This is a genomic window from Orenia sp., assembly GCF_055140805.1.
Genome location: NZ_JBSQYM010000043.1, coordinates 1 through 12,543 on the forward strand (window position 1 = coordinate 1; position 12,543 = coordinate 12,543).

Below are 12,543 nucleotides of genomic sequence, written 5' to 3' on the forward strand. Positions count from 1 at the left end.
AATTTATTCTTTTTGCCTTTTATTCGTGTAATTCGTGTTAATTCGTTGCAAAAAAGCTTTTTAATTCTTTAAAGAAAAACATTAGTTCAACTTATATAGCTTCAACTATAAGTATTATATCCCTTTTATTTTCAAAAAACATCAAATAAATTATTTAACTTAGCAAACTCTAAACTTATTCTATAATATAAATTAGAAAAGCGTTGGAGTTTTCCAACGCTTTTCTTAATTAAATTAAATCCACTTAACTAAACCTAACTCATGTTTAGTGGCTAATCTATCTGAATTTGGGACAACCCTAAAAGTATAATTATAATCTCCAGTCTCCTCAAATTTAATCTTAGCACTATAAGTGTAATTATTATCTTCTCCTATAGGTTTTAATTCCATAGGTATAACCTTAGAAGAAATCTGATTCTGCTTATCAACCAAATAGATTTCTACCCTTACATCTTCAGGTATCAAGTCACCTAATTGAACTTGAGCAGTCAATTCAATCTCATCAGTAATATTAAATTTACCTTGAACACCTTGATTTACAGAAGCAATCTTGATTTTATCCCAATTACTCCTTAGAATATATTTCCACTTGGCTAAATCAATGGCTACTTGATTATCTTCAAAGTCCATTCCCCGCTTAATAGCAGGCATATATAGCCTCTTAGTATATTCTTGAACCATACGGTCAGTACTATATTCAGGAGCATTACTGGCTATAGTCTCCTTCATATACTCAATCCACCCATGGGCAACCCCATTATCATCTGTATTATAATATAATGGTACAATTTCTTGCTCTAAAGTATCATATAAAGACTTACTATCGATCAAATCCTGTTCTTCACGGTTACTATACTCAGATTTATAACCAATAGCCCAACCATTTTTACCATTATAACCTTCACACCACCATCCATCTAAAACACTAAAGTTCAATCCGCCATTAGCAGCTACCTTCTGTCCACTGGTTCCACTGGCCTCTAATGGTCTTCTTGGATTGTTTAACCAGACATCTACACCTTGAACTAAATATCGTGCTAAATTCATATCATAGTTCTCTAAGATTATAAACTTCCCTTTAAACTCTTCGCTTTCAGAGATATTGTGTAATTCCTTGATTAATTCTTGACCAGGAATATCAGCTGGATGGGCCTTTCCTGCAAAAACAAACTGGACCTCTTTTCCCTGTTTATTACAGATTTCTTTTAATCTTCTTAAATCTTTTAAAATTAAAGTTGCTCTCTTATAAGTTGCAAATCTACGAGCAAATCCAATGGTTAAGGTATCCTTATCTAATAGGCCTTCATCCAATTCAGCTAAACCGCTATATCTTTTTTTTCTAGCTAAGTCCTTCTGGCGAATAAAGTCTATCATCTTAGACTTTAATGCTCTATGAACCTTCCAGAACTGCTGATTAGGAATCTCCTTAACCTTTGCCCATACTTCCTTATCTTCAATCCTATCCCGCCAATTGGCTGGAAGGTACTTATCAAATAATTGCTTCCACTCTGGGGCCAGCCAAGTCAAAGTATGAATTCCATTGGTAATATAAGTGATAGGATTTTCATCAGCAGGAACATTTGACCACAAATCCTTCCACATATTACTAGATACTTCACCATGTAAAGCACTAACTCCATTATGAAAACAAGATAACCTTAAAGCTAATACAGTCAATCCAAACCCTTCATCATAATCATGAATCATGCCTAATTTCATAAACTCTTCTCTAGTAAGTCCTACCTCCTGCCAGTAATTAGCAAAATACTTATCCTTTAAAGCAAAAGTAAATACTTCATTACCTGCAGGAACAGGAGTATGAGTAGTAAAAACAGTATTAGAAGCAACCTTCTCCATAGCTTGATAGAAGTCCATATCATTATCTTTAATTAAATTTCTAATTCTCTCCAAACCAAGGTAAACAGAATGCCCCTCATTCATATGCCAAACCAGTGGCTTATATCCCATCTTGTATAGAGCTCTAGTTCCTCCAATACCAAGAAGAATCTCTTGGGAGATCCTAGTTTCAGAACCTCCACCATATAATCTAGAAGTCAGTTTTCTATCACCTTCACTATTAACTTCTAAATCAGTATCTAATAAATAAACATTAATTCTTCCAACCTTTACTTCCCAAACCTTAAAATATACATCTCTCTGCTCCAATTTAATAGAGAGAATTAAATCATCTCCAGAGCTATCTTTAACTGGGTCTACTGCTAACAAATCAAAGTCTAGCTCTGAATAAAGTGCTTTTTGCCACCCTTCATTATTAATCTTTTGCTGAAAGTATCCATTACGATACAGCATTCCTACTCCAACAAAGGGTAATCCTAAATCACTAGCAGATTTACAGTGGTCTCCAGCAAGAACCCCTAGTCCTCCCGAATAAATTGGTAGAGATTCATGAAAACCAAACTCAGCAGAAAAATAAGCAATTACTCTCTTCTCTTCTAATTGTTTGAAGTTTTGATTAAACCAAGTATCTTGGCTATTCAAATAATTATCAAAAGATTCTATGACTTTATTATAGTCTGTTAAAAAATCATCATCCTCAGCAACCTGCTGTAAGCTCTTATAACTTACCTTAGAAATAAACTTTACAGGATTTTTATTGACTTTTTCCCATAAGTCAAGGTCAATTCTCTTAAATAAATTTTCTGCTTTTGGATTCCAACACCACCATAAATTTTTAGAAATACGACTTAATCCCTCAATCTCTGCTGGTAATTCTGGTTTAACTGATAAACTACCATAGAATTGCATCCATACCACCTCTAACTGTCAGATTTGCTTTACTTTACTAAAGCTGCTGGGTTAACTAGATATCACGATATCCTCACCCTTGCCTTCTATTTTAGGCTGATGTCTTCTACTATAGACTTTATAATCGATATCTGGGAATATATTATCTTTCCATTCTGTTTCACCTAAGAAATCTTCATTTATATTACCCGATTTTATCTGATTATATAAGTCTAAAAATCTACTAATATGAGCTTTAGTCCTATTGACAGCATATTCAACAGTAGTTCCAGTCATCATAATAAATGCCCAATCACTACTTTGAGCCAACAGCAACTCTCTAGCAGCCTGATTTAACGCCCTTCTTGTCAAATCATCAGGATAATGAATCTCTGTTGCCAACTCAATCATCTTTTCTGCTGCATGATGTAAATGGCGATAAATCCAATCATTACTATCATCTAACCAGACATCATTATAGCCTTTAGCACCCCAGCTACACATTGGTGGTTGGCAGACTTGGTTACTTGGATACTCTTCTAAATAATCAATTGGAGATATCATCTTAACTACATCCTGATCATAATAAGCCTTTCTAATTAAGAAATTAATGAAGTCTGGCCCTTCATACCACCAATGTCCAAATAATTCTGCATCATATGGTGATAATACAATAGGTTTTCTATCCATTAATTCATCTAAATATTCAATCTGCTTGGCTCTATTAAACAAGAAGTTACCTGCATGCTCAGCAGATTTATCCCTTGCCACATATGGATCATAAGGTTGCTTAGCATCTAAACCACACTCTGAACCAGTAATCTTATGATACTTAATTCCTGTATCCATTCTTATTCCATCAGGATGAATATATGGTCCAATATAATCTAAAGGTAATTCAAATCCAATATCACGATAGAATTCTCTATAGTTATAATCTCCTGGATAACCTATCTTAGAACTCCAAACCTGACGAGAAGACTCTTGATCTCGCGCAAAAGCAGCAACTCCTGAACGAGTATAGATAGACGAAAAGACTCCATATTTAGGGCGAGGTGTAGCATGTAATACCCCATGAGTATCTACAATAAAGAATCTAATCTTAAATTCTTTTAAAACCTTATCTACACCTGGGTAATAAGCACACTCTGGTAACCAGATTCCTCTAGGTTCTCTTCCTAGATGCTTCTTATGGGTCTCTACTGCTACTTCAATCTGGGCTCTTACTGCCTCAGGATACTGTTGCATTAATGGTAAGTAGCCATGAGTAGCACCACAAGTGATAATCTCTAGATAACCTAAATCTTGAAACTTCTTAAAAGCATTTACCAAATTTTTATTATATCTATGTACAAAGGTCTCTTTAGCCTTCTCAAATCTCTCTAAGTAAAATCTTGCCGTCTTATTAAAATCGGGGTTATCTTTAGTACGCTCTACCTCTTTATGAGCCAGTTCAATCGATTTATCAATATGCCTAACATAACGATCTTGTAATAATGGATCTGCTAACATAGAAATCAATGGTGGAGTTAAAGACATAGTAAGTCTATATTCTACTCCATCGCGATCTAAATCTTCAAAATGATTGATTAGTGGTATATATGTCTCCGTAATGGCTTCATAAAGCCAATTTTCTTCCATAAAATCTTCATGCTCTGGGTGTCGCACAAATGGTAAATGTGCATGTAATACTAATGCTAAATATCCTTTTTCCTCTGCCATAGTTATCACTCCTAAATAATTTAATAATATATATAAACTGATTAGTCTGGAAAAACACTTTGCTATTTACATAAATATAATTGTACAAAAAAGTATTTTATCCTTCCTTTTAACCAATATAAATAAATTGAACTTAAATAATCCAATTTAACAAATTAAAACTTAGAAATATAATCCTTTATATGTTCTTAAACTATTATTAAAATCATAGTGAATATATTATGATTTTAATCTAAAACTAGTTAAATAATTTCATAAACTATAAGTAGAAACTCTTATATAGTCATCCAACTTTAGAATGAAACAATAGAAAGATAGCGTGACACTTTATGCCAAGTGTGAGCTATGAGTGTGGGTGTGTGTAAAGCTTCTTTTTATTGGGGTTTACTCACACTCATACACCCACTCACGCTAATTTTAAAAGTATCGCTATATATCCATTAAATTACACTTTGGACTTGGATATCTATATATATCTGAATTTAAAATAAAACTTAATGGATAAATTGCAACACTTTTTTATTAGATAGTTTGTGGTTGGGTGCTTACTTAGTTGGATTTTCCTAACTCCTACCCGTCTACCTCTTAAATATCACTTTTCTCTCTATAGCTTTATAGTTGATTTTATTCTAGATTCATGAATCTATACTCAGATACTCTAGTAACAAGTGACAAGCAATGGCTGATAAACAAAACTCTTTTCTCATCACTGGTCACTTCATTACTTGTAAGTATTTCAATAGCCCTTAATTCTATCAGTGTTTCTACTAATACAATCTGTTATTTTTCTAATCTAGCTATAGACTTTATAAAAGTAGAGTTATTATTACAATCTAATCTTATAGTAAATTTAAATATATTTATTATCTTTCTAATACCTTTAATATTTCAGCAGACCCCTTAAGTAATTCTGCTGATCCTTCTAATTGCTCTAAGTTTAACAATTCTAAAGAGCTTATTCTTTCTTCCAAACTATAAAAATCAAGATCAAGCTCTTCACTGATTTTTCTTAGCTCTTTTTTAATTAATTCTGCAGAACTAAGTCCTTCTTGACCTCTTGCTAAGGCACCAGATAATAAATAAATTATATCCATAGTCTCTTTAACTGTCATCCATTCTTCATCTAATACATCACTGATCTTATTAGTAGGCATACTAACTCGATTAGAACCCAAAACAGTATGTATATTCCCGAATTTATCCAGCACACCTAGCTTGACCTCATAAATATTTGCCGGTGTTAAATTATTTAAGTACCAGCTATTATTATCTGCAGTAATATCAATATCATAATAAACATTATAATTACCACCCAAACTAAGATTATAGACCCTCAAAACTAAAGGAGCATCTCCTAAACCTTTATAACCAGCCTGATGGCAAACTTCATAGACCTTATCTAGCTTATACTCCCAATATAAGTGAGCAGTCTTTGGATTCTTAACCTGTAACATTAACTTATTCTCTCCATAGTTATTAGGAATTTGATATTGGTTAATATTATCTTGATTGAGCTCATTATCAGATACCTTCTTTTGAGCCAGCTCACTTGTTTGCGGGCTACTTAACACCTCCTCATTATTTAATTGATTTAAATTTACCTCTTGAATCTTAGACATACTAAACGCCTCCTCTAAAACTTATAGTTATAAAATTATAAATATCAGTAGATTCCATAAAATAATAATTATTAAATTTCAACTATGAAATCCACAAATATAAAAACCAAAATTAATCTACTTTATATAAATAATAATGATAATATTAATAGGTTAATAACTTCCTTAATTCACCAAATAGCTTAGTACCTACTCCTTTTACCTGCTTTAATTCATTCAAATCCTTAAAAGAACCTGCTTTACTTCTATAATCGATAATTCTACCTGCTAAAGAAGGTCCAACTCCCTTTAAGTTAGTTAGAAGCTCTTTACTAGCAAGGTTGAGATTAACCTTTTGAGCTGAGTTACCTATACCTTCTGATTTCTTCTCTAAATCCATATTCAATTTTAGAACTTTTGTTTCCACTTCTTTATTCTTATCAATCTCTTCTTGCTCTAACCCTAGCAACCTACAATACAATTTAATATACTCATTAGCTGAATTATTCCAACTAAAATCAGAACTCATAGCTTTTTTCACTAACTTCTCCCATAATTCTGGTTGCCGATAATAATTTATAGCTCTACGAATCGTATATAACATATCATGAGCATTATAATTTCTAAAGGTAAATCCATTTCCTTCTTCTGTTACTTCATTATAAGAGTTGATAGTGTCATTCAATCCACCAGTCTCCCTAACCACAGGTATAGTACCATATCTTAAGCTAAATAACTGTCCTAAACCACAAGGTTCATACTTCGATGGCATTAAGAAGATATCACTTCCAGCATAGATTTTCTGTGCCAAATTACCATCATATCTAATATTTGCTGAAACTTTATTAGGATACCGCCATCCTATCTTTTTGAACATCTCTTCATAAACATATTCTCCAGTCCCTAAGATAATTAACTGTATATCCTCTTGTAACAGTTCATCAATAACAGTTGAAATTAAATCTAGTCCTTTCTGCTCAACCAATCTAGAGATTAAACTAATAACTGGAACATCTGTCCTAGTAGGTAACCCCATATCTTCTTGTAACTTTCTCTTATTCTCATACTTCCCAGATAGATCATCTATACTATAATTAGCATAGATTCTATTATCTGAAGTGGGATCATTCTCCTGATAGCTAATTCCATTTACAATACCATATAAATCATCAGAGTTCATTCTTAATACATAATCTAAACCTTCCCCAAAATAAGGAATTTTAATTTCAGTAGCATAGGTTTTACTAACTGTAGTAATCATATCAGACATCTCAATTCCCATCTTCATATAATTAATACAGTCATCATGGCAAACCACTCCCCAATCCCAATACTTAGAATGTAATCCTAAAACATCATCAAGAACCTCTTTACCAAATACCCCCTGATAACGTAGATTATGAATTGTATAAACTGTTCTAATCTCTTTATAAAAGTCATAAATTTGATAGTTTTCCTTGAGCATAATACTCAAAGGACCAGTCTGCCAGTCATTACAATGAATAATATCTGGCTGAAAGTTTATTTTGGGTAACATCTCTAATACAGTACGGCAGAAATAAGCAAATTGAACATGCTTATCCTCATTATCATAAAGACTGCTTCGATTAAAATAATTTTTATTATCTATAAAATAAGTGATTACCCCCTCTCTTTCTAAACAATTTACTCCAACATAATCATCTCTCCACCCAACTCTGGTTCTAAAGTGAAGTTGATGCTCTAAATTTTGGAGATACTCTTGAGGAATCTGCCCGTATTGAGGCATAACTACTCTAATATCATGCCCCTCTTTTTTAATAGCTTGTGGTAAAGAACCAGCTACGTCTGCTAAACCACCAGTTTTAGCAAAAGGTGCCACTTCAGAAGATACAAATAATATCTTTAAATTATTCTTCATCCTAGTCCTCCTCTAATTGATAGATATATTTTTAGATTGAATAAAAGAAAACTACACTAAAATATATTCCCCACATCCATAATTATGCAAAATTAAAATTTTAATACATATTTTTTTTATTTATTTTTGAGAGCCTTCCAAGATAGATTTTAACATTTGCATTGTTTATTAAATATATGATTATACTAGTTATCTATATGTTCATTAAAATAATTTTTATACTTAGCAAAAGATTAATTATATTATTTTAATTAAGATTACTCTTTCAATAACTGGAATTTAAATTAAACATACAATTTAAATTATGACCAGACTATCAATCTTTTATTCTAATAAATAACCTATTGGTATTAATAGTATTTTAGATTACATAGTTTAATCCAAAAATCTCAAACTTATTATCCAACCATTAGCTTACAATTTATGTAAGTTGAATATATTTTAACATATAAATTTAGATTTTAAAAGTATTTAATTACAGTTGATAAAAGATTTTACATCTACTTAACACAATTGTAACCTTAGCTGTTAATTTTATGTTTTATGAATATATTTTAACTTTTTTAGGTGTTAAAAGAATATATAGACGAATAAATCTAAACTAGTGACAAATAATGAGAAATTATTACCTGTTACTGTTTATATCCATTAACTTATTATATATATAGGTTCGTGAATCTAGAATAAAATTTAGCCATAATGCTATATAGAGATAATGGTACACTTTCGTGTCAGGAATCGGAAATCTGGAATCAGTCTGTTTTACTGATAACTGGTTGCTGACTCCTGATTCCAGATTCCTAAAAAATGTCGTTTTTTATCTATATAGCGTTATAGTTGAATTTAACTTTAGAATAACTACCTGAGATAAATTGATATAAATTATATGAATTATTATAATTTTTCAAAAATTTCAGAAGAACTGTTTACATTCGTTCTCAAGTAACATATAATATAAATAAGAAGAGAGTACTTAGTAGAATCGATTCTCTTTAAAGTACTGAGTAGCCGAGCAAGTTACCATAAAAAAACTTGTGAGGTGATGCCAATGTACTATGAAAGCATTTATTTTGTCAAATCTAAGGAGCAAGATCTTCTTAGGGCTGAACGCCAAGCTGAGCTAGAACGAAAAGCAAAAAAACACCAAAATTAAGCAAAAAGAAGTAGATTGGAATATTCCAATCTACTTCTTTTTTTATGTTTATAAAAATAAAAAAACTCTCTCCTTATTTGGAAACAGTTCTAATTTAAAATTTTTATTATGGTAGCGGCGGAGGGATTTGAACCCCCGACTCTACGGGTATGAACCGTATGCTCTAGCCAACTGAGCTACACCGCCATGTATATAGTTGTTAACTGTTTTATTGGTTGCGGGGGCTGGATTCGAACCAACGACCTTCGGGTTATGAGCCCGACGAGCTACCAACTGCTCCACCCCGAGACATTATTGAGTTGACAGTGTACGGTGTAAAGTGTACAGTTTAGACCTTAAGTTCTTTAAAAATCTTTTGAACTTAACTGTTCACTGTTAACGGTAAACTATTAACTGTTTTTTAAGTGGTACCGAGGGTCGGACTCGAACCGACACGGGAGTTAAATCCCACCGGATTTTAAGTCCGGTGCGTCTGCCTATTCCGCCACCTCGGCATATTGCTAATTTACAATTAACAATGTACAATGTACAATCAAAATCTCTAAACCTTATGATCTCTAATTGTTAATTGTCAACTGTACATTGTCAATTGGTTTTTTATGGTGGAGGGGAGAGGATTTGAACCTCTGAAGGCGTCGCCGGCAGATTTACAGTCTGCTCCCTTTGACCACTCGGGAACCCCTCCATAATTTTAATGAATATTTAGAAATAAATAACACACTTTCAATTGAATGATTTCCTGTGCGACATTTAATATATTATCATAACATAAAATTAATGTCAAACATAAACTTTAATTTCTTCTAATAACTCTATAATAAATGACTAAAAGATTCGAAACAATGGATAATCCCTTTGATCATATGCTAAATATTTCTAATGAACAAGATTAAATTTATTTCAAATACAACTTAAATAATATATATGAATTAATATCAATCACTCTGCTATCTTTTCAAAATTTTCTACTCCTATATGGTTGCTAAGCTCTTCATCAATGACTGTATCTTTAAACTCATTCCAACCTATTCTCTCTATCATCTCACCCAATCTCTCGCCTACCTTACCCTCTTGTTTATAATAATCTATAATCTTTTCTACAAATAATAGTACCTGTTTATGGCTTAAGTGATGAGCAATAGTCTTAGCTAAACTAGGATTATGCCCCCCTGCTCCTCCAACTCTCAATTCAAAACCCTCTTCATGACCTATTACACCAATATCTCTAATTGCTGGAGCCGTACAAGATAAATGGCAACCACTGACAGCCATCTTCATTCTTGAAGGTAATTCCATTCCTAAATACTTATTCTCTAAAGCCATTCCCAGTCTAACTGAATCAGCTTTTCCTCGCTTACAGAAACTTGTTCCAGGGCAGAAGCGAATACCTCTACACCTTAAACCAGATTTATCTTTAGATTTCATCCCTAAATCTTGCCAAGCTTGCTCTACCTGCTCAGCTTCTAAACCAATTAACATAATCTGCTGGCCAGATGTTATTTTAACTATACAATCATATTTTTCTGCAACTTCAGCAATTTTTTTTAATGTTTTAGCATTAGTTAGCCCCCCACTGATATGAGGAGTAATTGCATAACTTCTCTTTCCATTTTTAATCCTTTGCAAATTTGCCCCTTGTGGTAACTGAATCATATTAGTTCCTCCAATCTGATTAGTATGTGTAATTAGTGTGTGAGTGTGTTAAATACTCCCTAAAATCTTTAGCTCACACTCACACATATAACTCACACTACTGTATTAATACCTTATCTTTAAAATCTTCCATCCCAACTCGGTCAATAAATTCTCCTAAGCGTTCTCTCTTTTTGCCATTCTCTTTAAAATAATTAATCACATTATCTATAATCTGTAAAGAGTCTTCTCCAGTCTGATGTTCAGCTATAACTTGTCCCAATCTAGCTCTGACTCCACCATGCCCCCCTGCATAGATATGGAATCCTTTAGCTGTTCCCATCAACCCCAGATCTCTAAACTCTGTATCCATGCATTTATTGACACAACCACTTACTCCCATCTTAAACTTACCTGGTAGCTCTACACCATGATAGCGCTTATCCAGCTCCATTCCCATCCCTACAGAGTCCTGCTGACCTCTTTTACAGAAGGTAGTTCCTGGACAAAACTTGATACTTCTAACACAGACACCAATCGCATATCCTGGGTCCATCCCCAAATCATTCCAAGCATTATCTATATCCTCTTCCTGTAACCCCACAATAGCTAGACGTTGTGAGCTAGTTGCTTTAACAGCTGCAGCATTGTACTTTTTAGCTATTTCACCAATCTTAATCAATTCATCAGGATTTAAGATTCCTCCTGGACTATGGGGCGCAATTGCATAAGTTCCATCACGTTGTAAGACTGCCCCTTTTGCCAATAAATCTTTCTTAGTTCCTTGACTCTTCACATCCATATGTTTGCCTCCTTAGATATAATTAATCAAAATTAGTATCTGGAGGTAAAATTAAATTTATACTTATCCTATTAAATATAATACTTAATAAACTTGATATAGAGAGTGTTAGTTAATGGGAAAATTGCGATACTTTCGTGTCGGGAATTAGGAATCAGGAACCAGTGTTTATAACTGATTCCTGACTACTGATTCCTGACTACTGATTCCAGATTCCCAAAAGTATCGCATTATCTATATATTATCTCACTCATTATATACTAAAGATATCCTCATACTGATCCTCTAAAACCTTTCTTTCATGCTTAATCTCTGGATTAACTGTTGTGATAAAGCTTTCTATCCAATTGCTATATAACTTATGCATTAGCTCTACTGGTGCCTCTGCTTTCTTCCAGAATTCAATATGGAGCTTAATATCATGCCTCCATACAATTATATCTTCTTCACTTTTAACTACCGCAGACAATCTATCACAAGGCATTCTCTCTACTAAAGTATTCTTTAATAATTCAAAAGCTGTCCTTAAGTCATTGCTCTTAATCTCCTTTAATCCTTCTTGTGCTACAGTTGCTCCATTTTGACGGTAAGTATCTACTAGTAATTCTTGATCATCATAGTTATCCTGCAACTCTCTAACTAGAGCTGCTTCTCTACTTTGGGCTGTGCTAATTGCTCCCTCTAACCAAGGATGGATATGACTCTCACCGATCAAATCTTCTAATGGTGTATCACCCTTTAACTCTCCATATTCTGCTCTTACCTTAGACACAATCCCCTCAACATCTTGACCATACTTCTCTTTAAAAGCATCAACCAACTCAACCTCTCTATCTTCAACTACCTTAATCTGGTCATATAACCAATAATGAATATGTCCTAATACTAAACTCATTTAACCCACTCCTTTTATATATTTAAGTAATTTAACTTTCTCATCTCTTGGTTAATCCTATTATGCCAGAATAACAATCTTAGTTCCTTGATTTAT

The 12,543-nt window shown here is 32.9% G+C and carries 7 protein-coding genes and 4 tRNA genes; all 11 read right to left on the reverse strand.

All coding sequences use genetic code 11. The annotated features are described in order from the left end of the window. Positions 1-234 precede the first annotated feature (234 nt). Entirely contained in the window at positions 235-2,766 is a 2,532-nt protein-coding gene (glgP, locus tag ACTCDL_RS06125) for an alpha-glucan family phosphorylase (protein WP_463175058.1), read from the reverse strand. A gap of 51 nt (positions 2,767-2,817) precedes the next feature. Next, complete coding sequence (locus ACTCDL_RS06130) at positions 2,818-4,467, reverse strand: glycoside hydrolase family 57 protein (protein ID WP_463175060.1); 1,650 nt, start codon at positions 4,465-4,467, stop codon at positions 2,818-2,820. A gap of 863 nt (positions 4,468-5,330) precedes the next feature. Further along, positions 5,331-6,086, reverse strand: a complete 756-nt coding sequence (locus ACTCDL_RS06135; protein ID WP_463175062.1) for a DUF4912 domain-containing protein — start codon at positions 6,084-6,086, stop codon at positions 5,331-5,333. Between the two features lie 145 nt (positions 6,087-6,231). Further along, positions 6,232-7,965 carry a glycogen synthase GlgA gene (gene glgA / locus ACTCDL_RS06140; RefSeq protein WP_463175064.1) on the reverse strand — a complete coding sequence of 578 codons (1,734 nt, stop codon included), beginning with the start codon at positions 7,963-7,965 and terminating at the stop codon, positions 6,232-6,234. A 1,262-nt stretch (positions 7,966-9,227) separates the two neighbouring features. Continuing rightward, a tRNA-Met gene (locus tag ACTCDL_RS06145) sits at positions 9,228-9,304 on the reverse strand. 26 nt (positions 9,305-9,330) lie between these two features. After that, positions 9,331-9,406 (reverse strand) — tRNA-Met (locus tag ACTCDL_RS06150). Positions 9,407-9,523: 117 nt separating this feature from the next. Next, positions 9,524-9,612, reverse strand: a tRNA-Leu gene (locus ACTCDL_RS06155). A 106-nt stretch (positions 9,613-9,718) separates the two neighbouring features. Beyond that, positions 9,719-9,803, reverse strand: a tRNA-Tyr gene (locus tag ACTCDL_RS06160). Positions 9,804-10,057: 254 nt separating this feature from the next. Continuing rightward, positions 10,058-10,771 carry an NAD(P)/FAD-dependent oxidoreductase gene (locus ACTCDL_RS06165; protein ID WP_463175066.1) on the reverse strand — a complete coding sequence of 238 codons (714 nt, stop codon included), beginning with the start codon at positions 10,769-10,771 and terminating at the stop codon, positions 10,058-10,060. A 97-nt stretch (positions 10,772-10,868) separates the two neighbouring features. Further along, a complete protein-coding gene (locus tag ACTCDL_RS06170) occupies positions 10,869-11,552 on the reverse strand; it encodes an NAD(P)/FAD-dependent oxidoreductase (RefSeq protein ID WP_463175067.1) in 684 nt (227 codons plus the stop codon). A gap of 253 nt (positions 11,553-11,805) precedes the next feature. Then, positions 11,806-12,447: a hypothetical protein gene (locus ACTCDL_RS06175; protein WP_463175070.1), complete on the reverse strand. Its 642-nt coding sequence runs from the start codon at positions 12,445-12,447 to the stop codon at positions 11,806-11,808. Between the last annotated feature and the right edge of the window lie 96 nt (positions 12,448-12,543).

Excerpts from the sequence above, each read along its gene's own strand:
- glgP (WP_463175058.1), bottom strand. The coding sequence starts at position 2,766 with ATGCAATTCTATGGTAGTTTATCAGTTAAACCAGAATTACCAGCAGAG.
- ACTCDL_RS06130 (WP_463175060.1), bottom strand. The coding sequence starts at position 4,467 with ATGGCAGAGGAAAAAGGATATTTAGCATTAGTATTACATGCACATTTA.
- ACTCDL_RS06135 (WP_463175062.1), bottom strand. The coding sequence starts at position 6,086 with ATGTCTAAGATTCAAGAGGTAAATTTAAATCAATTAAATAATGAGGAG.
- glgA (WP_463175064.1), bottom strand. The coding sequence starts at position 7,965 with ATGAAGAATAATTTAAAGATATTATTTGTATCTTCTGAAGTGGCACCT.
- ACTCDL_RS06165 (WP_463175066.1), bottom strand. The coding sequence starts at position 10,771 with ATGATTCAGTTACCACAAGGGGCAAATTTGCAAAGGATTAAAAATGGA.
- ACTCDL_RS06170 (WP_463175067.1), bottom strand. The coding sequence starts at position 11,552 with ATGGATGTGAAGAGTCAAGGAACTAAGAAAGATTTATTGGCAAAAGGG.
- ACTCDL_RS06175 (WP_463175070.1), bottom strand. The coding sequence starts at position 12,447 with ATGAGTTTAGTATTAGGACATATTCATTATTGGTTATATGACCAGATT.